Annotated in this window: 17 protein-coding genes; 10 read left to right on the forward strand and 7 right to left on the reverse strand. The window is 73.1% G+C overall.

Annotation, left to right across the window (positions count from 1 at the left end):
* The first annotated feature begins 90 nt into the window (after positions 1-90).
* From ACIBVL_RS37215 to ACIBVL_RS37225, 3 genes are all read left to right on the forward strand, one after another.
* The gene (locus ACIBVL_RS37215; RefSeq protein WP_399104588.1) at positions 91-1,335 is read left to right on the forward strand and encodes an ROK family protein; all 1,245 of its coding nucleotides are present in this window, start codon (positions 91-93) and stop codon (positions 1,333-1,335) included.
* A 149-nt stretch (positions 1,336-1,484) separates the two neighbouring features.
* A complete protein-coding gene (locus ACIBVL_RS37220; protein ID WP_399104590.1) occupies positions 1,485-6,614 on the forward strand; it encodes a hypothetical protein in 5,130 nt (1,709 codons plus the stop codon).
* A 327-nt stretch (positions 6,615-6,941) separates the two neighbouring features.
* The gene (locus ACIBVL_RS37225) at positions 6,942-8,420 is read left to right on the forward strand and encodes a glutamate--cysteine ligase (RefSeq protein ID WP_399104592.1); all 1,479 of its coding nucleotides are present in this window, start codon (positions 6,942-6,944) and stop codon (positions 8,418-8,420) included.
* Between the two features lie 10 nt (positions 8,421-8,430).
* Here ACIBVL_RS37225 and ACIBVL_RS37230 read toward each other — a convergent pair whose 3' ends face one another.
* On the reverse strand, positions 8,431-9,165 hold the full coding sequence (locus ACIBVL_RS37230; RefSeq protein ID WP_399104594.1) for a hypothetical protein: 735 nt from the start codon (positions 9,163-9,165) through the stop codon (positions 8,431-8,433).
* A gap of 225 nt (positions 9,166-9,390) precedes the next feature.
* Here ACIBVL_RS37230 and ACIBVL_RS37235 point away from each other — a divergent pair, with 225 nt between their 5' ends.
* The 3 genes from ACIBVL_RS37235 to ACIBVL_RS37245 all read left to right on the forward strand — a co-directional run bounded on the left by ACIBVL_RS37235 (position 9,391) and on the right by ACIBVL_RS37245 (position 12,814).
* Positions 9,391-10,719, forward strand: coding sequence for an MFS transporter (locus ACIBVL_RS37235; protein WP_399104596.1), 1,329 nt, complete (start codon positions 9,391-9,393; stop codon positions 10,717-10,719).
* Positions 10,720-10,883: 164 nt separating this feature from the next.
* Complete coding sequence (locus tag ACIBVL_RS37240) at positions 10,884-11,741, forward strand: PaaX family transcriptional regulator C-terminal domain-containing protein (RefSeq protein ID WP_399104597.1); 858 nt, start codon at positions 10,884-10,886, stop codon at positions 11,739-11,741.
* 257 nt (positions 11,742-11,998) lie between these two features.
* Positions 11,999-12,814, forward strand: a complete 816-nt coding sequence (locus ACIBVL_RS37245) for an SAM-dependent methyltransferase (RefSeq protein WP_399104599.1) — start codon at positions 11,999-12,001, stop codon at positions 12,812-12,814.
* A 55-nt stretch (positions 12,815-12,869) separates the two neighbouring features.
* Here ACIBVL_RS37245 and ligA read toward each other — a convergent pair whose 3' ends face one another.
* The 3 genes from ligA to ACIBVL_RS37260 form a co-directional block, all read right to left on the reverse strand.
* On the reverse strand, positions 12,870-14,966 hold the full coding sequence (gene ligA / locus ACIBVL_RS37250; protein ID WP_399104601.1) for an NAD-dependent DNA ligase LigA: 2,097 nt from the start codon (positions 14,964-14,966) through the stop codon (positions 12,870-12,872).
* A 281-nt stretch (positions 14,967-15,247) separates the two neighbouring features.
* On the reverse strand, positions 15,248-15,613 hold the full coding sequence (locus ACIBVL_RS37255; protein WP_399104603.1) for a hypothetical protein: 366 nt from the start codon (positions 15,611-15,613) through the stop codon (positions 15,248-15,250).
* A gap of 121 nt (positions 15,614-15,734) precedes the next feature.
* Positions 15,735-16,502 carry an FG-GAP-like repeat-containing protein gene (locus ACIBVL_RS37260; RefSeq protein WP_399104608.1) on the reverse strand — a complete coding sequence of 256 codons (768 nt, stop codon included), beginning with the start codon at positions 16,500-16,502 and terminating at the stop codon, positions 15,735-15,737.
* 152 nt (positions 16,503-16,654) lie between these two features.
* Between ACIBVL_RS37260 and ACIBVL_RS37265 the strand changes: the two genes are divergently transcribed.
* The gene (locus ACIBVL_RS37265; RefSeq protein ID WP_399104610.1) at positions 16,655-18,295 is read left to right on the forward strand and encodes a protein kinase; all 1,641 of its coding nucleotides are present in this window, start codon (positions 16,655-16,657) and stop codon (positions 18,293-18,295) included.
* Positions 18,292-18,930, forward strand: coding sequence for a hypothetical protein (locus ACIBVL_RS37270; RefSeq protein WP_399104612.1), 639 nt, complete (start codon positions 18,292-18,294; stop codon positions 18,928-18,930). Before ACIBVL_RS37265 ends, ACIBVL_RS37270 begins: the two co-directional genes overlap by 4 nt.
* Here the strand turns inward: ACIBVL_RS37270 and ACIBVL_RS37275 are convergent.
* From ACIBVL_RS37275 to ACIBVL_RS37285, 3 genes are all read right to left on the reverse strand, one after another.
* A complete protein-coding gene (locus tag ACIBVL_RS37275) occupies positions 18,849-19,388 on the reverse strand; it encodes a hypothetical protein (RefSeq protein ID WP_399104614.1) in 540 nt (179 codons plus the stop codon). The two genes, ACIBVL_RS37270 and ACIBVL_RS37275, sit on opposite strands and share 82 nt — an antisense overlap.
* Before the next feature lie 30 nt (positions 19,389-19,418).
* The gene (locus ACIBVL_RS37280; RefSeq protein ID WP_399104616.1) at positions 19,419-19,595 is read right to left on the reverse strand and encodes a hypothetical protein; all 177 of its coding nucleotides are present in this window, start codon (positions 19,593-19,595) and stop codon (positions 19,419-19,421) included.
* A gap of 362 nt (positions 19,596-19,957) precedes the next feature.
* Positions 19,958-20,323: a hypothetical protein gene (locus ACIBVL_RS37285; RefSeq protein ID WP_399104618.1), complete on the reverse strand. Its 366-nt coding sequence runs from the start codon at positions 20,321-20,323 to the stop codon at positions 19,958-19,960.
* 164 nt (positions 20,324-20,487) lie between these two features.
* Here ACIBVL_RS37285 and ACIBVL_RS37290 point away from each other — a divergent pair, with 164 nt between their 5' ends.
* Entirely contained in the window at positions 20,488-20,838 is a 351-nt protein-coding gene (locus ACIBVL_RS37290) for a hypothetical protein (RefSeq protein WP_399104620.1), read from the forward strand.
* On the forward strand, positions 20,835-21,689 hold the full coding sequence (locus ACIBVL_RS37295) for a hypothetical protein (RefSeq protein WP_399104622.1): 855 nt from the start codon (positions 20,835-20,837) through the stop codon (positions 21,687-21,689). Before ACIBVL_RS37290 ends, ACIBVL_RS37295 begins: the two co-directional genes overlap by 4 nt.
* Positions 21,690-21,755 lie beyond the last annotated feature (66 nt).

Genomic DNA, 21,755 nt, shown 5'->3' on the forward strand with positions numbered 1-21,755 from the left:
CTGGGCGGGTGGGCGCGGCACGGCGACAAGGCGACGACGCCCCGGTGAGGACGCCAGGGCGGACACGGCACGGGGACAGGTGACGGACAGGTGACGACACTCGGCGGTACGAATCTGCCGCGGGTCGGCGGGTACAACCAGGCCGTCGTCCTGGACGCCATCCGCACGCGAGGCACGGTCAGCCGGGTCGAGTTGGCCGCCCTCACCGGCCTCACCAACCAGACCGTCTCGAACGTCGTTCGCAAACTGCTCGACGCCGGGCTCGTCACGGAGACCGGCCACGCCCCCTCCAGCGGCGGCAAGCGCCGCACCCTGCTCTCCCCGCGCCCCGACGGCGCCTACGCGATCGGGGTCCATCTCGACCCCGACTCGGCCGTGACCGTCCTGGTCGACCTGGCGGGCGAGGTGATCACCAGCCGCCGGCTCCGGCTCACCGCCCCGGACGACCCGGCCGACGTCGTGGAGCGGGTCGCCCGTGCGGCCCGGCGGCTGCTCGGCCGCTCCGCGGTGGACGCGTCCAGACTGCTCGGGCTGGGCATCGCCGCGCCCGGGCCGATCGACGGCGCCTCCGGCTGTGTCGTCTCACCGCCGAACCTCCCCGGATGGGGCCGTGTGCCGTTGGTCGACATGTTCGGCGCGGCGACCGGCCTGCCCGTCGCCCTGGACAACGACGCGACCGCCGCGGCGATCGGGGAGCGCTGGATCGGGGGCGAGTCCCGGGCCGGCAGCTTCCTGTTCATCTATCTGGGCACCGGCATCGGCGCCGGAATCGTCCTCGACAACACCGTCCTGCACGGCGACTCGGGCAACGCCGGGGAGTTCGGGCACATGCCCGTCGAACCGGGCGACCGCGTCTGCCACTGCGGTGCCACCGACTGCCTCGGCCCCTACTGCAGCCCGTCCGCGATCATCGACGACCTGCTACGACGGCACGGCCGGGCCGCCGCCGACCGCATCGGCCTGACCGGCGCCCCCGATTCCCTGCACGACGACTGGAAGGCGCTGCGCAGGGCCGCCCGCACCGGTGACCCCGCCGCCTGCGACGTGGTGCGGCGCGCCGCCCGCCGGATCGCCCAGGCCACCCGGGGCGCGGTCAGCCTGCTGGACGTCGGCCGCGTCGTCCTCGGCGGCGAGGCGCTGCGCGGCATCGAGCCCATTCTGCTCGAGGAGATCGACAGCGCCGTCAACCGCACCTCGGTGGCCCGCTCCATCCGGCCCGTCGCCATCGAGCAGAGCGTCATCGGGGACACCGTGGGAGCGATCGGCGCGGCATCCCTCGTCCTGCACGGCAACTACGCACCCGGCTGGCGCCTGCTCACCGACACCGCGAGCTGAGCGCGGCGGACGGGCTTGCCCGGGAGGGCGACACCGACGCCAAGGGCGCTCACGTCGACGCGAGCGCCTCGACGACCTTTTGGCGTACGGAAGTTGAACACTGGGCGGGAGGCCCGCGCGGCCGTCGGGGCGTCCTTACGCTGACGCGCGTGCGAGATCATCAGCAGGCGGCCGACGACCGCCACCGCAGTGCCCGCGAGCGATCCCCTCGGGCGAACCGGGTACCCCGGGCGGCCGGTGCGAGCGGCGGACCGAACCCCCTGCTGGGGCTTCAGCGGACCGCCGGCAACGCGGCCACCGTCGCCGCGCTGGGCGTGGCCGGCCCCTCCAGCGCCGGCCGTCGGCCCGTGCGGGTACCGGAGGCCGTCGCGGAGGTCGACGACAACGCCCTGGAACTCCCGCCGTATCTGCGGGACATGGACGCCGGAGGGCTGTCGACGGCGTACGGGCTCACCGGCCACGATTTCGTCACCACCACCCTGGCCGACGTGGTCGGGCGTCGCGACGGCGCCGTGGCCGAGATCGGCGCGGAACTCGCCGGGCGCCCCGAGTCGTTCTACGGGCGCGGCAGGGCCTTCGCCGTCACGGGGGCCCGAGGCGCGGACCACTACGACGTCACGGTGAGCCTCTCCCCCGCCGACGACGACCGGCCCGGCCTCTTCTCCCCCGCCGGCCTGGCTGCCGAGGGCGCGGCCACCAAGGTGGACGTGCAGCACAACACCGCCGCCACCGTCGCCAACAGCGCCGGCTCGTCCGCGTCGAAGGGCGCCGCGTTCACCGCGTTCGGCCTGGCTCCGGTGGCGCCCGGCGTCTGGCTCGGCGGGGCGGCCACCGTCAACGCCCAGCCGTTCCAGTCCTCCCGGGACTCCCGTAGCCAGCGGAACATGGCGGAGCCGCGGGTGCTGCGCAGCGACCAGGGGTCCGTTGAGGTGCCGCGCCGGGTGCGCTACCGCGTGCGGATCGCGAAGGGCGGCGAGCGTTCCGCGCAGCACTTCAGCGGGCCCGGCTCGCTCACCATGCGGGTGCCGGTGGAGCATCTGGTGCCGGTGACCGCCGGGGCGCCGGCGCGTCCGCGGCCGGTGCCGGCCGCGACCGCCCGGGCGGTGTCGCTGGCCGATTCCATGGCCCCGCTCGCCGTCTCGGACACCGCAGCACCGCATGAGGGCGGCGGCGGGCTGTTCGACGCCGTCGCCTCGGCGCTGCACCCGTCCCTGACCTGGCCCGGCGCTCCGGGCCGGGCCCGCCTGTACGAGGCAACCGCCACCGCCACCGTACTGGAGGACCTGCCCCGGCTGTTGCGCGACGGGATCGTCGGCGAGGATCTGACCAGCCGGGACGGCAGCACCACCGGCACCTACCGGATGCGTGCCACGATCACCGAGCTGGCTCCGGGCTGGAGCACCGGCAAGACGCAGCTGCGCACCCACCAGCAGGCCCAGCACACGGTGACGGACACCGCGGGCAAGGGCCGCGGCGGTGCCTTCGGGGTCGGACCGGCGGCGGGGTTCGGTGTCCTCGGCAACGCGGCCGCCGTCCGCGGCACGGTGATGCCGGTCGTCGGCGCGCGCAAGGCGCGGTTCACCGTGGCCGAGCAGACGGTGTCCGGCCGGCAGGGCGCGGAGGTACGCGGTGACAAGGTGCTCTATCTGGGCACGGTGCTGTTCGTCGTCGAGGGCAGCGGCCCGGCCTCGCCCCTGACCCGGGCGCGCGGCGGCGGTCGTACGGCACACCACTCGATGCGGGTCTGGATCACCCTGCGCGCCGACGAGGCCCGGGAGCTGGGGCTGCCGCTGCCGGCGGGCGTGACGGCCGGGGAGTTCGTCGAGCGGCCGACGAAGCCCAAAACGGACGCCGAGGACGCGGTCGCGGAGGAGGGCAAGGGGAAGGCCCGGGCGACCGGGCGGGACGCGGCCGAGGACCAGGCGCCCGAGCACGTCGTACGGCATCTGCCCTTCGGGGCGATGGGCTCCGGCGTGGCGATCAGCCGGCTGGACACCGCGCCGATGACACGGGCCGTGCTGCGGCTGTTCGCCACCGATCCCCGGCTCGCCGGCTATCTGCCCGCCTTCGGCGACGAGGAGCGGCCGCCCCGCGATCCCGGCCCCGAGGAGGCCGAGGTCCAGCGGCGCAACTACCGTGAGCTGGTCACCGTCCTGTCGGAGTCCAACCTGCGGGTCAACAAGGACCAGCTGCTGTCGACGGGCATGCGGGTGCGGCTGCGCCGCAAGTCCCGCTTCCACACCCACGACGTGCAGCTGAAAGTCACCGGCTCGCTGCGGGAGACCGGCTATCTCGGCGACACCGGGGACTGGCTCGTGCGCAGCCACTCGGGTGTCACCAGCAACGTCCAGAGCGGGCGCGCCAGTTCGCGTTCCGTGGGCGGGATGGCGCTCGGCCAGTTCCGGCTGATCCCCGGCGCCCTGACCTTGTCGGCGCGCGGCGAGAAGGGCCGTACGACGACCCGGCGCGGCCAGGGCGGGCCGACGGTGCGCACCGACGTCCTCACCAACGGCTCCGAGACCGCGAGCGTGTTCGGCGGGGCGCTGAGCCTCAGTGTCGGCGTCACCATGACGACCCGGCAGCGCAAGGCCGCCCGCTCGCTCACCCCGGGTGCGCCGGGCCGCGACGTGCCCACGGCCGAGCGCCTCGGGACGCTGCCCCTGGACGCGCAGGACGTACGGCTGCTCACCCCCACCGCGTTCACCCTGGACGACGCCGCCAAGCAGCGGCTGGACGCCGCGACCACCGCGCGCCGCGCGGGCCACCACGACGTGCGCACCGAGTTCGCGGCGGCGGGCATCGGCGACCTGGCCGGCCTCACCCCGCGGCAGCTGGGGGGCCGGGGCGTGAGGGACTGGACGCTGGTGGAGACCGTCGGCGACGGGCAGCCGGTGCGGGACCTGGCGTTCGAGCTGCTGGCGCGGGCGGCCGCCCGCAACAAGGAGGCGCGCGAGGACCGGGCGCTGCAGGCGGAGGGGCTCGCGCCGCGGCTCGCGATCGAGGAGCGGTTCGCTCCGCGGGCCGTGACGGCGGCGCTGCGACAGGCCGTATCGGCGGGCTGGGTGGTGCAGAACCTGCGGTACGCGCGGCGGCTCGCCGCACTGAACGGCGCGGTCGGCACCCGCTTCGCGCTCACCGCCCCGCGGGTCGTGCACCAGGGCACCGGAGCGGGCACCGAGACGTTCGTCCTGGGCGGACACCAGGTCACCGGGCAGGAGGGCACGAGTCACAGCGCCTCGGTGCAGGGCGGCCTGACGGGCGCCGAGAACGGCACCGAGTGGCGCGTCGCCGAGGGCGTCACGGCCGGCCGGGCCCTGGGCAGCGGCGACACCACGGCGTCCACACTGGCCGGCACCGTGGAGCGCAACGCGCACACCTCGCGCAAGAGTCCGCTGTATCTGGTCCAGTGCGACCTGGTGGTGCGGATGGTCGCCGAGGTCGTGGTGAACGGCGGCGGCCCGTACGTGGCGCGGGGCGGCCGTACGGTGCCGGCGGCGGTCGCCGTATGGCTGACGGAGCGGCAGCTTCGGGCGGCGGGACTGAAGGTGCCGGGCGAGGAGAAACGCGGGGACGCGGCCTCCGGTTCGGGCGCGAAGGCGACGGAGAACGGGGAGAGCTCGCGGGCCGCTCACTCGGGCCGGGCCGCAGGGGAGGTCGCGGGGGCCTCCGGCGGGGCGCCGAAGAGCGGGCCGCTGCTGGCGCCGGCCACCGTCCCCGACCTGCCCCAGGGTGTCCCGCTCGGCTTCGGCATGATCGAGGACCTGCCCGACTTCGTGCCGCTGCTGGAGCGGATCCGCGGCAGGCTCGGTGCCCCGCTCGCGGACGACCTGTTGCCGCGTACCCGTCTGAAGGACCGCAACGACAATGTGCGGCGACTGCTGCGGGTGCTCGACCGGGACGGCTCGGCGGGCCTGCTGTCGAGCGCGATGGACGGGGGCGTGGCCGTCGAACTGTTCGACGGGCGCAGGCGGCCGTACCGGGCGGTGTTCAGCGTCCGCAGGACGGGGCGGGGCAGTTATGTGGAGACCGCCTCCGACGGCCGGGACATGGAGTACATCACCTCCGCCGCCGCCCAGCGGGCCGCCGCCCACGACGAGAGCGACACGCGGGGCGTCGAGGGCGTTCTCGCCGGTTCCGGGAAACCCGACGGCGGCACCGGTCAGCTGAGGAGCGCAGGCGCGGCCGCCGGTCTCGGCCTCTCGGCGAGCGACTCGCGCCGCTCGGTGAGCGTGGGGCGGGCCCAGTTGGGGGTGAAGACCGTCGCCGAGGCGTCGTCCGCGCCGTCGGCCCGGATGCACCTGCCCATCGAGGCGAGTCTGGAGGTGTTCTCGGGCAACCGCAGGGTGGCTCTCGACAGGATGAAGGGCCTGAGCCTGACCCATCGGGTCCTGGCCGGCGATCTGCGCGCCCTCTCGCAGCTCGCCCCCGTGCCGCCGCAGCAGGTCGGCCGGCGCGCGGTCCCCACCGAGGAGGGCGGTGCCGACCGGCTCGGCCCGTGGCGGGCCTCGGGGGTGCGGCTGCCCATGGAGGCCCAGGTCAACGGGTTCCAGGGGACGCCCAGGGTGCGGCAGGCGGTGGACGACGCCGTCGAGCGGGCGGGCGGGAGCGCGCGGTTCCGTACCGGCGGCGAGGCGGCCTTCCATCTGCTGCGTGAGGCCGTCTCCACGGAGTGGCTGATCGCGGCACTGCCCCTGCTGACCGCCGCGGGCGTGGACCTGCCGCCGGTGCACGCGACCGGTGCGTCCGGACAGGACCTGCGCGCCTCCCTGCACGCCCGGCTGCGCGGCGGCCGGGTGCTGGGCGTGGGCGACAAGATGACCTTCGAGACGGTCGCGCAGAGCGGCCTGGACGCACCGCGCCCGACGGGTACGGACGGCCAGCAGGCGAACGAGCACGGCAGCTCGGCGCGCGGCCTGTTCGGCGCGGGCGTGCTCAACGCCGACGAGTTCCGGATGAACCAGCTCCTCGGTGTCATAGACGGTTCCGGCAGTGCCACCGACACGGCCGCGAACGCCGCCGGCTCGATGCCGCTGCACAAGCCCAAGTTCGAGTCGGTGCTGGTGCAGTTCACGCTGGACGTGCGGGTGGTGGCGGAGGTGACCGACCGGGTGACGGGGCGGCGGTCGACGGCCGTGCGGGAGGTGACGCTCCCGGAGCCGGTGGTGGTGCGGATGCCCGCGCCCTCGGTCCGCCGCATGCTGACCGACCCGGCCGATCCCGAGCTGCTGCGGGACCCCCAGGACCATCTGAGGCTGCGCGCCCGGGCGGACTCCTCCTGACGCCCCGGGCCGTCCCGGGGGCCGGCTCGTGGGTCACGGTCCCCGCGGACCGGCTCCTCTGGTCGGCGGCGGCCGGGGATGCGACGCTGGAGGTGAGAGGCGTCCTAGTGCCGCGGCAGGCGACGTTCGCCCCGTCGCGACGCCCGGCACGCCCTCTCGCCGCACCGGGCACAACCCCGAGTACGTCCAGTACGAGGGCTTGCGCCCGGCACGCCGAGAGCACGCTCCCCCACTCTCGGCTTCGCTCGAGCGGGAGGGACCCCACGACGCCGCTCCTTGACGGGCAAACGTTGCCTGCCGCGGCACTAGGAGAAGCCGGGAGGACCCATGGGGCGCGATGTCCCGGCGATGGTCTTCACGCGCGAGGACCGCCGCCGATACCGGATCAAGATGCACGAGTGCCTCGACGTCCTCGCCCGGATGCTGCGGGAGGACCGGTTCGAGTCCGGGCGGCCGCGGGTGGGGCTGGAGATCGAGCTGAACCTCGTCGACGGCCGGGCCGAGCCGGCGATGCGCAACAGCGAGGTGCTGGAGGCCATCGCGGACTCCGCCTGGTCCACCGAGCTGGGCCGCTTCAACCTGGAGATCAACCTGGCGCCCCGCCGGCTGACGGAGGGCGGTCCCGACGCCTGGGAGTCCGAGATCCGCTCCGCGCTCAATCACGCCGAGGAGCGCGCCCGGTCGGTCGGCGCCCATCTGATCATGGTCGGTATCCTGCCCTCGCTGCGGCAGGAACACGTCGGCGAGGGCGCCCTGTCGGAGAACGCCCGCTACCGGCTGCTGAACGACCAGGTCTTCGCGGCACGCGGTGAGGATCTGCGGATCGAGCTGGACGGTGTCGACCGGCTGCGGACCTACGCCGACACGATCACTCCGGAGGCGGCCTGCACCAGCACCCAGTTCCATCTCCAGGTCTCCCCGCAGGAGTTCGCCGGGTACTGGAACGCGGCGCAGGCCATCGCCGGGGTGCAGGTCGCCCTCGCGGCCAACTCGCCGTTCCTGTTCGGCAGGGAACTGTGGCACGAAACCCGTATCCCGCTCTTCGAGCAGGCCACCGACACCCGCCCGCAGGAGATCAAGGTGCAGGGGGTACGGCCGCGGGTGTGGTTCGGGGAGCGGTGGATCACCAGCGTCTTCGACCTGTTCGAGGAGAACCTGCGCTACTTCCCGGCGCTGCTGCCCCTGTGCGACGAGCAGGACCCGGCCCAGGCCCTGGACCAGGGCGACATCCCCGAGCTGGGTGAGCTCACCCTGCACAACGGCACCATCTACCGCTGGAACCGCCCGGTCTACGCCGTCGCCGACGGCCGACCGCATGTCCGGGTGGAGAACCGCTGTCTGCCCGCCGGGCCGACCGTCGCGGACACGCTCGCCAACGGTGCCTTCTACTACGGGCTCACCCGCGCGCTGGTGGAGGAGGAGCGGCCGGTGTGGTCGCGGATGTCGTTCCAGGCCGCCGAGGACAATCTGCACACGGCGGCCCGGCAGGGCATGGACGCGCTGCTGTACTGGCCGGGGACGGGCGAGGTGCCGGTGCCCGAACTGGTCCTGCGGCGACTGCTGCCGCTGGCGCACCGGGGGCTGGAGCACTCCGGCATGGACGAGGCCTGGCGGGAGCCGCTGCTCGGGATCATCGAGCAGCGGTGCGTGACCGCGCGCAACGGGGCCGTCTGGCAGAAGGAGACCTTCCACCGCATCGCCGGCTCCACCCACTCCGGCCGCCATGAGGCCCTGCGGCGGATGACGCAGCAGTACATCGACTACATGCATCTCAACGCGCCCGTCCACACCTGGCCGGTGGACTGACCGCGCTGGTCTACCGGAATCCGGTCGCCCGCCAGCCACCCACCAGGCACCAGAAGCCCGGCACGCCGAACGCGGCGTACAGCAGCCACTCCCAGAAGCCCGAAACCCCGAACAGCACTCCATAGGTGACACCGACGGCGGAGAGCGTCAGCAGCAGCCACCCTCCGGCGAAGAAGGGCAGGAAGGACCGGGGGAACACCAGTGCGGTCAACGCCGCGCCCAGCAGGAGCCAGGTGCCGGCCAGTCGCCACAGCAACGAACTCTCGGCGGGGGCCAGGTACTTCTCGGTGTGGCCGGCGACCTCCATGCGCACCACGGCACCGTCCCACAGGCGCAGGTCGGCCCGGTCCCCGCGGTCGACGTCGTCGTAGGTCTCCTCCTCGACGTCCAGGGAGACGGTGCCCCGCGCGTGCCGGACGTCGAGGCTGTAGTAGGTGGTACAGGACTGCAGGCCGTTGCTGTCCGTGGTGCACGACCGGCTGGTGCCCATGTCGACGACCCGTGCCGTCGTCCGCTCAATGCAGTCGTCCGCCGTGTCGCCCGGTTCGTGCCCGGCCGGGCACAAGGAGGCGTTCCGGTAGACCACCGTGGCGCGATACCGCTCCTCGATCCAGGACGGGCAGTGGACCAGGCCGTAGACCGCGACGCCGAGGACGAGCACCCGAAGCACGACGAGCAGCACCCTCAGGCGGCGCTCCGCCCGCTGGTCGAACCGCCGTGCACGCAGCCTCCGCAGCGCCCCCATCGTCGGCTCCTCCCCCGGCCGCCGCAACCACGCCGTTGTCCAGGATAGGAACCGGCCCCGCCGGGCGGCAGCCGCTTTCCCGCACGCGCCGACCTGGCGCATGCGCATCTGCCCGACCGCCGCTTCCCGGTCCGCGGCGCCAGTCAATGTTGTGCATTTTCTTGACGCCAATCATCATAGAGCCTAACTTCACGGTGTCCTTCCCCCCGGTCAAGGGAGACCGCGATGTCCCCGTCCCCCGCACAAACCCGGCAGTTGCGCCGGGTCGCCCTCTCCGGGCTGCTCGGCACCGCCGTCGAGTTCTACGACTTCCTCGTCTACGGAACCGTCGCCGCCCTCGTCTTCGGCGAACTGTTCTTCCCCGGCGCCGATCCCGCCGTCGGTACCATCGCCGCGTTCGGCACCTTCGCCGCCGGCTATGTCGCCCGTCCGCTCGGCGGCATCCTCTTCGGCCACTTCGGCGACCGGCTCGGTCGCAAGTCCATGCTGCTGCTCACCATGGGCCTGATGGGCGGCGCCAGCTTCCTCATCGGCCTCCTGCCCACCTACGACGCCATCGGCGTCTGGGCACCGGTGCTGCTGATCACCCTGCGTGTCGTGCAGGGCATCGCCATCGGCGGTGAGTGGGGCGGTGCCACGCTGATGGTCGTCGAGCACGCCGGGGAACGGCGGCGCGGCCTGTGGTCGAGCTTCACGCAGATGGGAGCACCGCTCGGCTCCCTGATCTCCGCCGCCGTCGTCGCGCTCGTCGTCACCCTCCCCAAGGACGAGTTCGCGGCGTGGGGCTGGCGCGTGCCGTTCCTGCTCAGCGTGCTGCTGCTCGCCGTCGGCCTCTTCGTACGGCTGAAGGTGGTGGAGAGTCCGCTCTTCGCCGAGGTGAGGAAGCAGCGCTCGGAGGCGCGGCTGCCGATCCTCGACGTGCTGCGGCACCCGCGCCCGGTGCTGCTGGCCTGCTGCGTCGGCATCGGCGCCTTCACCGCCCAGTCGCTGCTGACCAGCTACCTGATCGCGTACGCCACCGGCATCGGGTACGCGCGGCCGCAGGTGCTCACCGCGCTCACGGTCTCCGCCGCCGTCGCCTTCGTCGTACTGCCCTGTGTCTCCGCGCTCTCCGACCGGGTCGGCCGCCGCCCGGTCGTCCTGACCGGTGCCCTCGCCTCGGCGGCGCTCGCCTTCCCCGTCCTCGCGCTGGTCGACTCCAGGTCGCCGGGCCTGCTGATCCTCGCCGTCGTCCTCGGGCACGGCATCGCCCAGTCCGCGATGTACGGCCCGCTCGGCGCCCTGTTCAGCGAGATGTTCGGCACCCGGGTCCGCTACACGGGCGCCTCCCTCGGCTACCAGGGCGCCACGCTCATCGGCGCCGGCTTCTCCCCCATGATCGCCGGAAGCCTCGTCGCCGGGAGCCACAGCGGCACCCCCGTCGCCCTGCTGATCTGCGGCGGCTCCCTCATCACCGCGCTGACCGTCTGCTTCGTGCGCGAGACCAGCCGCTCGTCCCTCGCCGACAGCACGGAAAGCCCCGCCACCACCCACGCCCAGGAGATCTCCGCGTGACCGCCGGCACCCGCACCGCGCGTCGCACGGCCCGTGGCGCGCAGGCCCTGCCGCGGCAGGCGTACACCGACAGCGCCGGGCACCGCACATTCCGCTCCGCCGACGGCCGATGACCTGGTACGACCGCCCGTCGCGCTGTCGGCGGGCGGCCGTACCCTTTCCCCGTGGAGGACAACGACATCCTGGACACCTCGGACGGCGACATCTCGGACGGCCCGCAGCCGCGTCCGCAGTCGCTCATGCTCGCCTTCTTCGGCAACCATGTGCTGGGGGAGGGTCGGTTGTGCGTTTATTCGGGCAGCATCATCGACGTCCTGGGCCGCGTCGGGGTCGGTGAGCAGGCCGTACGGTCCACGCTGACCCGCATGGTCAACCGGGGGCTGCTCCAGCGCCAGCGGGAGGGCCGCAAGATGTACTTCGGCCTGACGCCGCAGGCGACGCGCATCCTCAACGACGGCCGCACCCGCATCTGGAAGCAGGGCGCGGTCAACGACGACTGGGGCGGTGACTGGACGCTGCTCGGTTTCTCCCTCCCCGACGCCTGGAAACGCCAGCGCCACGACCTGCGCTCACGGCTGACCTGGTCCGGGTTCGGCGCGCTGTACAGCGGGCTGTGGATCGCTCCGGGGGACGTCGACGTGTCCTCGGTCGTCTCCGAGCTCGGGCTCTCCGACCACGTCAAGATCTTCCACGCCCGGGCCGACCAGGCCACCGACATCGAGCTGATGATCCGCGACACCTGGGACCTGGAGCGCATCGCCGCCCGGTACGTCACCTTCGACAAACGCTGGACCGTCCACCTGGGCACGGGCTCCGGGGAGGATCCGATCGGGACCCGGCTGCGGCTGGTCAGTGAATGGCTGTGGACCATCCGTACGGACCCCCGGCTCCCCGCCCGGCACCTGCCCCCGGCCTGGCCGGCCCGCGCCGCCCAGGAGACCTTCCGGCACGTGGCCCGGCAGACCGAGGCGCCCGCACTGCGCATGGCCCGCGAACTCCTGGAGACCACTCCCCTGCGCTAGGCGGCGCCCGTCGCGCGGAGGCCGAGGTCGCGCGGGGCGGGCGGCGTGTGCACAAGCGGAAGGACTCGTCCGAGTAGTGCGGATGTCGCCGAGCAGCGCGACGACTCGGGTCTGTGCGGGCCCGTCCTCAGCGGTGTCACATGCCCGGCGACTGTTCGAAACCACAGGAAACGTGAACTGGTGTACGTAAGCGGGTCGTTGGGACGTAAGTTGTGCGGTGACTGATCCACTCCTCGACCGGAAGACGGACGCTCCTCATGACCGACCACGTGACAACGCCCGGAGCGGCGGCACACCAGAAGATCGACACGTCGGTGCCGCACTCGGCCCGGATCTGGAACTACTGGCTGGGCGGGAAGGACAACTACCCCGTCGACGAGGAGGCCGGAGACGCGTACACCGCCGTCTTTCCCGGCATCGTGACCATCGCGCGCAGCAGCCGTGCCTTCCTGCAGCGCAACATCACCTATCTGGTCGCCGAGGCCGGCATCCGGCAGTTCCTGGACATCGGGACGGGTCTGCCGACCGCCGACAACACCCACGAGGTCGCGCAGCGGATCGCCCCCGAGACCCGGATCGTCTACGTCGACAACGACCCGATGGTGCTGGCCCACGCGCGCGCCCTGCTCTACTCCACCCCTGAGGGGGCGACGGCCTACGTCGACGCCAACGTGCTGGACCCGGACCGGATCCTGGAGGCCGCCGCCGAGACACTGGACTTCTCCCGGCCCACCGCGCTCATCCTCAGCAACATCCTGGGCCACGTCGCCGACTACGACCAGGCCCGCGCCCTCGTCAGCCGTCTGATGGGCGCACTGCCGTCCGGCAGCTATCTCTCCATCAACGACGGCTCGCTGGGCATCGACCCCGTCTTCGAGCAGGCCCAGAACGCCTACAACGAGAGCGGGGCCGTCCCGTACAACCTGCGTACCCCCGAGCAGATCACCTCCTTCTTCGAGGGGCTGGAGCTGCTCGAGCCGGGCGTGGTGTCGGTCTCCCAGTGGCGCCCGGACGCCGCTTCCCCCGCCCCCCAGGTCGTCGCGGAGCACGGCGGACTCGCCCGCAAGCCGTGAGACGAGCCGGTGGTGCCGGTCTCCGCGGAACGGGCGGAGACCGGCGGCCCGACGGCTATTCCCCCGTGTCGAGGTAGTCGGCGACCAGGGCGGCGAACTCGTCCGGGGTGGCGAGGCGTATGTCCAGGGTCTCGGCCTTGGCCCGCTTGGAGCCGGCGCCTTCCCCGGCGACGACCAGTGAGGTCTTCTTGGAGACGCTGGAGGAGGCCCGGCCGCCCGCCCGCTCGACGAGCTCGTTCATCTGGTTGCGGCTGAGCTTCTCCAGCGGTCCGGTCATCGCGCCGGTGACCACCACGGCCATACCGGCGAGCGGACCGGCGGCGGGCTGTGGAGTGGCGTCCTCGGCGTCGGATCCGGTCCCCGCCGGGGGCGGCGGTGTGGCGCCGGGCTCGGTCATGTTGACGCCCGCCGCGGCGAGCTTGTCGATGAGCGGGGCGAGTTCGGCGAGTTCCGCGACGATGGACGGGGCCTTCTCGGTGCCGATGCCCTCGACCTGCTGGACCGCCACGGCGTCGGCGGCGCGCAGGGCGTCCATGGTGGCGAAGTGCCGGGCGATCCGGCGGGACATGGAGCGGCCGGTGCCGCGGACGCCGAGGGCGCACAGAACCCGCGACAGCGGTTGGCCCTTGGCTCTGGTGAGCGCGGTCAGGAGGTTGTCGGTGCTGGTCTCCCCCATGCGCTCCAGGCCGAGGAGCTGGTCGCGGGTGAGGGTGAACAGGTCGGCGAGATCGGTGACCAGCCCGGCCTCGACGAGCTGCACCACGCGGGTGTGGCCGAGGCCTTCGATGTCGAGCTGGTCGCGGCCGGCGGCGTAGGAGAGGGAGGCGACGAGGTGGCAGTTGCGGCCGTTCTCGCAGCGCCAGCGCTGCTCGCTGCTGTCGATGCCGGCGCCGCACCGGGGGCAGGACTCGGGGAAGGCGATGGGCTGTTCCTCGCCGGTGCGCAGATGGGCGACGGGGGCCTCGATGCGGGGGATGACGTCGCCGGCGCGGTGGACCATGACGTGGTCGCCCAGGCGCAGGTCGCGCCGGGTGATGTCGGCCGGGTTGTGGAGGGTGGCGTAGCTGATGGTGGAGCCGTCGATCTCGACCGGTTCGAGGACGCCGCGCGGGGCGATGATGCCGGTGCGGCCCACGTTCCACTCCACGGCGAGCAGTCGGGTGATCTTCTCCACGGCCGGCAGCTTGTAGGCGATGGCCCAGCGCGGGGCGCGTGAGCCGGAGCCGGCGGCCCGCTGGTCGGCGGCGAGGTCGGCCTTGACGACGATCCCGTCGATCCCGAAGGGCAGTCGGGCACGCAGGGCGGCGATCTCCTGGACGCGGGCCAGGACCTCCTCGGCGGTCGCGGCCGTGGTGCCGGGCACGTCGGTGGTGGCGGTGGTGTTCACGCCGTAGGCGCCGCTGAGCGTCATGAGGTCGCTGTGCGCGCCGTCGGTCAGGGAGGCGGCGAGGATCGGCTCGGTGCCGGGCAGGGGCAGCAGGCCGTAGCCGAAGAACGTCATGGGCACGGTGTAGGCACGGTCCTTGGCGCGCAGGGTGCCCGCGGCGGCGTTGCGGGGGTTGGCGAACGGCTGTCCGCCGTGGGCGGTGCGCACCTCGTTGGCGTGCTCGAACTGGGCGGTCGTCATGAGGACTTCGCCGCGTACCTCCACCGTGACGGGTTCGGTCAGCCGGTCCGGCAGGCCCTCTATGGTGCCGACGGCGTGCGAGACGTCCTCCCCGGCCGTCCCGTCGCCGCGCGTGATCAGCCGGGTCAGGCGGCCCTCGGTGTAGCGGGCCGCGATCGCGAGACCGTCGAGCTTGGGCTCCACGCTGAAGCGGGTGACGTCGTATCCGACGCGCCGGGCCAGTGAGGCGGTCCACGCGGTGAACTCCTGCGCCGAGAACACGTTGTCCAGGCTGAGCATCGCCACCGTGTGGGGCACGTCCCCCTCCACGGCGCCGCCGGCGACCTTTCCGGTCGGCGAGTCGGGCAGCACCTGCTCCGGGTGTTCGGCCTCCCACTCGGCGATGGAGCGCACCAGCCGGTCGTAGGCGTCGTCGTCCAGTGCCGACGTACCGCCCGCGTAGTAGGCGGCGGCCGCCCGCACGGCCTCCTCGACCGCCTGCGCGTAGGCGACGGCGTCCGCAATCACTGCACCAGGTGTTGTCATACCTGTCATCCTGCCTGCCACCACTGACAACGCCCTGCGGTGACCGGCGCCGGCCCGGGAGCGGGCCCCTCGACGAGCGGGGCGCGTCCGATCACGGTCTGCCCGGCGTCCGGGGCGAGCATCCCGACGAGGGGCCGACCCCGGCCGCCGTGGCGCCGGCCCTCGTCCCCGGCGCCGGCCCGCCGCACGCGGACGCCCGAGGGCGGAACTCCCGCACCGACGCGCGGCCGGAGACCCTGCCCCTGTCGCCCGACGACACCAGCGCGGAACGGCTGGGAGTCTCACGCCGCGCGGCGCAGGCCGTCCCGCACGGCGCGCAGAGGGGGTGCGGCCGGGACGCGCGCGGGGGCGGGCGGGACGCGCACCGGGCGGACCCGGTAGGTGGTCCTGGTGGGGTCGGTGACGGGTTCGCCGAGGGATATCCGGCCCGCCGCCTTCAGGCCGTCGCACTCGGCGGTGGGCAGAGCCACATAGCAGCCTCCCCTGCCGGTGGCGGAGTCCAGCGGCCGCCAATAGCTGTATCTGCGCCGCCCGTTCGCGTGCACGGTGACGTACACGGGGTGGCGCGCGTCGCAGATGATCCGCAGGACGTCGGCTTCGGCGCGGGTCAGCGGAGCGCGGACGGGTGACGGGGCGGCGGGCGGCATCGGCGGTGACCTCTTTCAGGGACGGCGGGCTCACCACCGTTTACCCCGTGCGGACGTAGTTGATCTCTATGCCGCGCATTCTTCAACACGACGGTGACAATCCAAACGGTTTTGCGATCGATCAGCCGGTCGTGTCGTCGCGGGGGCACGGGGGGTAGAAGGGCGCCAGGCCCGCGTTCGGGAAGGCGACCGGGCCGCCGCTGTCGCCCGCCTCCGTGTCGATCTCGGTGTAGTCCCTGGTGTCGGGGCCGAGGCCGCGGGCGCGCTCCCCGAATTGGGCCTGTGTCGCGAACACGCCGTCGCCGATGTACGTGTACGCCGCGAGGTCGGGGTAGAGGTCGTGGTCGAAGTCGGCGACGGCGATGTTCTGCGTCGCCCCCAGGTCGAGCGGGAGGATCTGCTGAGCCCGGCCGGAGTTGGAGAAGGGCCCCAGCCTCAGCTCGGCGATCTTGGGCGGGATCGGATCGTCGCCGCCCTGTTTCCTTCCGGCCACGACGACGAGGTCGCTCCACCCGTCACGGTCGAAGTCCGCCACGGCGGCCCGCACGTACTCCTGGTGCTCCCCGGCATGGTCGGCCAGGTCACGGGGGCCGGACGTCGTCTCGTGGACCGAGCCGACGCCGAAGGTGATGGTCAGTTCGGCTCCGTAGCCCGAGGGGTCCGCGACGCGGTCGGGGAGGCCGTCGTCGTTCACGTCGGCGATCAGTTCCTCGTCCACCGTGACACAGGCCGTGACGGCGGACGGACCGTCCGGCGGCGGGGGCGGCGCTCCCAGGGAGTCCTCGCATCCGGTGAACAGCAGGAGTCCGGACACCACGAGGAGAGCTGCGTTCCTGAGCCTTCTTCCGCTCTCGGTCAGGTTCGGCCGGCCGTAGGCCACGGAGATCATGGCATCCCACTATCGCACAACGGTTCGTTCGCTCATCCTGGATCGCTGGGGGAACGGTGCAACCGCACTGGCCGAAAAGCATGTCTCAGGAGCCGTGGTCCGACGTTCCCGGGGCCATGGAGGAGCGGGGCGCGCCGGCAAGGGGGATGGCGATGAGCACATGGGCCGTACCGGGGTACTCCGAGTCACTGGAGCTCGGTTCCGGAGCGAGTGGGCGGGTGGTGCTCGCCCTGCACGAGCCGACCGGTCTGCCGGTGGCCGTGAAGTACCTCAGCGAATCGCTGCGCGGCCGGCCGGGTTTCGTACGGGGCTTCCGCGCCGAGGCGGAGTTGCTGGGCGGTCTGGAGAGCCCGTACGTGGCGGGCTTCTACGAGTACGTGGAGGCGCCGGAGGGCGCGGCCATCGTGATGGAACTGGTGGACGGCGTCTCCCTGCGGGCCCTGCTCGCCCGGCAGAGTCCCCTCTCCCCGGAGTCCGCGCTGGCCGTGCTGAAGGGTTCGCTGCTCGGGCTGGCCGACGCGCACCGGGCCGGTGTCGTCCACCGCGACTACAAGCCCGCGAACGTCCTGGTCACCCCGGAGGGTGGGTCAAAGCTCGTCGACTTCGGCATCGCGGTGGACGCAGGTATCAGGGCGGGCGTGGCGGGCACCCCGGCCTACATGGCGCCGGAGCAGTGGACGGGGGCGCCGGCCTCGCCCGCCGGGGACGTGTACGCGGCCACCGCCACGTTCTTCGAGTGCCTGACGGGCCGTAAGCCCTACGCGGGTGAGAATCTGGCCCAGTTGGCGCTGCAGCACACGGAGGAGCCGGTCCCGGTCGATGAGGTGCCCGAGGCCGTGCGCGCGTTGGTCCGCCGGGGGCTGGCCAAGAGGCCGGCGGAACGTCCCACGGACGCGGCGGCCTTCGTGACGGACCTGGAGCGGGCCGCCGTGGCGCATTACGGAGCCGACTGGGAGGAGCGCGGCCGGGGCCGGCTGGCCGCTCTGGTGGCGCTGTCGCTCTTCCTGCTCCCCTCCGGCCGTACGGCTTCCGGGGCCACCACCGACGCGGCGCGTACCGTGCTGGGCCCGGACGCCGCCGGGCGGCTGCACCCCTGGCGGCCCACGTGGCCGGGGGTGGCCGTGGCGGCGGCCGGCGTGCTCGTCGCGCTCCTTCTCGGCCAGGGCATCGGTCAGGGCGCCGGAGCGGACGTCGGGCTGGAGGCGCGGGCGCGGGCCACCACCAGCCCCACGCCGCCGACCGCCGCGGGCCCGCTCCCCCCGGCCACCGCATCGGACACGCCGTCGGCCACCACCGGCTCCCCGGCCCCGAGCGCCTCGCCCTCGGGCTCCGCCACGGACGAACCCTCGTCACCGCCATCGGTGAGCACCGACCCGGCCCCCTCACCGGACGCCTCGGCAAGCACGCCCACCCCGACGGGCTCCCCCGGTTCGACGGGCGGCGCCTCCCCGTCCCCGGCCGCCTCCACCGCCGTCAAGGAGGTCTCGGTGTCCGCCTTCCGTCAGACGGGCCCCACCACGGCCGGCACGACGGTCACCCTCACCACCGACGGCACCGGCCCCGTCTCCGTCACCCTCGCCTGGTTCACCGGCGACAGCGCCGGACAGGCGGGGGCCGCGGACGGTGCGCCGGTGTCGTACCGGCGCAGTGGTGCCACGCAGTACACGGTGACCGTCGAGCACACCTTCCAGGGGACCGGCTGCTACTGGACCGTGCAGGCTTCGACCACCCCCGCCTCGGCGGACGGCGGCGCGTCCCAGCAGATCCTGACGCGGGGGTGCGAGCTCCGATGACCATTCCTCACGACCGCCGGTCCCCGGCCGAGGAACGCGACGACTACAGCGCCACGGTGCTGGACAGTCACTGGGTCGTGCGTCCCGACGACGGCACGACGGTGCTGGACACCTCCGGCCCGACCGCGTCCCCCGAGCACACCGACGGGACGGTCCTGCGCTTCGGCCCCGGCGTCACCGCCGCCAGGTCGTACGGCGTGCACCCGACGGCCGTTCTGCCCACGCCGCCGGCCCGTCCGCACCGCCGGCTGCGGCGGCACACGCTGCCCGCGCTGGTGCTGCTCGCCGCCGTCCTGTTCCTGCTGTGGCGGCAGCACGACGGGCCCGGTCCCACGGTGCGGGAGGTCACCGCGGCGGCCGCCCTGCGCAGCACCGGCTGCGACGGGACGGCGGACGTCGTCGGTGTCGTACGGACCGACGGGCGCCGGGGTGAGCTGTCCTACCGCTGGGTCCGCAACGACGGCACCGCCTCCGACGTCCTGCACGCGACGGTCGCCGAGGGCCGGCGGGTGGTGCGCCTGCATCTGCTGTGGACCTTCCAGGGACACGGCCGCTACACCGCCGTGGCGGAGTTGCGTGTGCTGTCCGCGGGGGGCGGGGCGGCGAAGGCCGAGTTCACGTACGCCTGTCCCTGAGGGCTCAGCGCGCGGGCCCCGTGGCGCGGCTGGGCCGGCGTCTCGCCCTGCCCCACCGTGCAGACGACACCCCGGTGGCGCAGTCCCCGGCGCCCTTCCGTGGCGCGGTCGGGTTCCGCGTCCGTGGCGCGGGCGCGGTCCGCCGGTCCGAGTGCGGCCCCGCCCAGGAAGCGGGCCCGGCTGATCCCTTCGGTCTTCTCCATGCCTCCACCGTGGCGGGGCTTGGGCGCGTGCGGCGCAGTCGGCCGATGGTCGGTGGCGGTGCGACGAAGGTGTGCGCGGTGGGTCACCCAAGTCGGCGTGCGCCCCGGTGGCCGCCGTAGGGCGTGGGTGTCCGCCACCCGCCGCGCCTCGCGGGCCCACCGCTCGACGACGGAGCGTGTCCAGGCCGCCAGGGCGGGCCGGCCGTCGGGCAGCGTCAGCTGACGGGGCACGGTGACGGCTTCTCCCTCACTCATGGTGCCCCCCGTCATCGGATCGGGCCGGCGTCAGGAGAAGAACGACCTCTGCGCGGGGAGCCCGGGGGTGAGCGAGGGCCCGCTGCTCATGACACGGTCCAGGTCGCGTTTGATGCGTTCGGCCTCGCCGCGCACCTGGGCGGGCACATCACCGCGTTCGGTGACGAGGCGGTGGTAGATCGGCGTGTCGTCGAAGACGGAGAACACGGCAGGAGCTCTGCTTTCGTGGCGGTCGGGCGGATGAGCGCTGCCGTGACGTCGCCTGACGGCCCCGCAGCGAAACCGGTGTCGTCGACATCATCGCATTGTCCCCGGTCCGGTCGTCGGCGATGACCATCTGTGACAAGTCGGAGGCAGGACCTCCGGTTCCTGACACACCGACACAGTGACCATGCGTTAAGCTAAGGCCACAGCTGAAGGGCGGGACTCCCGCACCTCGGCGACGCGTTGGTGGTCCAAGGAAAGACGCCCCGCTTCCTGCGGGGAAATGCAGGTGCAAGGCCTGCCCGGCGCTCGGATGCGGACCCCGTACCCCTTCTGGTGGTGCGGGGTCCGTCCGCTGTCGGGCCTCAGACCTCGAGTTCGGCCTCCAGCGCCTTGAGCCGGTGGCGGGCCAGGGCGAGGTTGCCGCGGCTCCGGTCCAGCGCGAGGTACAGGAAGAGCGCGCCGCGCGCCCTGGCCAGCGGCCTGATCAGGTGGTACTGCTGGCCGAGGGTGATCAGGACGTCCTCGATCTCCTCCTGCAGCCCGAGCGACTTCAGGGTGCGCTGCTTCGCCCGGACGACCTCCGTATTACCGGCGGCGGCCAGCTCCAGGTCCAGCTGAGGGCCTCCACCCAGCACCCCGAGCGACATTCCGCTTTCGTAGTCGACGAGGGCCACCCCCAGGGCACCCTCGATGCTCATCGCTTCCTTGAGCGTGCTCTCAATGTTCACGCCGGTGCCCTCATTCCCTTACGACCGACCGAAGTTGATCATTTACAACGACAACCATGGTTATTTCTGATGTCGTTGATTTCGACCGAGCTCATCTTTGGCCAGTATTGCGATGGTTGGCAAATAAAGTACTGTGCTCGACAGGGCAACCGAAGGGGCAACCGATGGCTTTACTCGAGGCCGCCCTCACCCGCGTTCTGCAGACGCCCGGCATCGTCGGCGCGGCTGTGGTGGACTCCGTGACGGGCCTCTCCTACGCCTCGCTGGGCGAGGCGGGCGCGAGCCAGGACGCCCACGACGTCGTCGGCATCGCCGACACCCATCTGCGGCAGGCCGGATGCACCGACGAGTTGGAGAGCATCGTCGTCACCACACCGAGCACGCACCATGTGACCCTGAGCGTCGGCCACGGCGGCGATCCCGTCCTGCTGTGCGCGACCGTGGACCGGAACCGGACGAACCTCGCCTGGGCCCTGCAGGACCTCACACGGCACGCGGACGCCCTGCTGGCATGAGCCGGAACGACTCCGAGACCCCGGCCGCCGCCCGCAACCTCCCCTCACTCCTGTCCGGCCTGCACGCCGAGCGCCGGTCCTGCACGGTCGCCGTCTCCGGAACTCCGGGCGGCACCCTCCACGTGCGCGACGGGCTCGTGGTCGCCCTGGAGACACCGGGCGCCCCCGGGGTCGAGGCCATCCTGCTGAAGTCCGGCCGTCTCACGGAGGAGGCGTGGACCTCCGTGCGTGCCACCGACACCACGCATGAGCGCCTGGCGCGGGAACTCGTCTCCGGCGGACTGCTCGGCGCCGGGGAACTGGAGGTCGTCAGCCTCGCTGCGCTCTTCGACGCGGCCTTCGCGCTCTCCCTCAACAGGCCGACGAACTGGGAGGTCGGCGAGCCCGTCCCCGTGCTGTACGGCGGCACCGGCGTGCCCCCCGAGCGGCTGGTGGCCGAGACCACGCGCCGCTTCGGCCTGCTGGCCGCGGAGCCCGGCTCGATCGCCCGGTCGGCCCGGGACCGGGTGCACCCGACGTCCGCCGCCGCGCTGCCGGAATCCACCGCCGGGCTGCCCCCACGCCACCAGGCACTCCTGTCCGCCGCAGACGGGCGCCGCACCCCCCGGGATCTCGCTTTCGCGCTGGGCCGCGGTCTCTTCGCCGTCCTGCTCGACCTCCGGCATCTGCTCGCCCTGGAGCTCGTCCAGTACACGGCGCCGGCGGGTGCCGCGGTACGGCCGAGCACCGCGCCCCGTACGCCCGGCTCCGACGCCCCGCCCGCCCCCGCGACGACCGCGCTGCCCCGGCGCCTGCCGCGCCGCACCGGCCACCAGCCGGCCGCCGCGGACTCCCCCGAACGCCGTCCCTGACCGGCCCACCAGGCCCCCGTCGCTCCCCTGCCGTCCCCACCCAGACCGCTCACCAGGAAGAAGGCG

The organism is Streptomyces sp. NPDC049687 (genome assembly GCF_044465285.1).
Classification (GTDB): domain Bacteria; phylum Actinomycetota; class Actinomycetes; order Streptomycetales; family Streptomycetaceae; genus Streptomyces.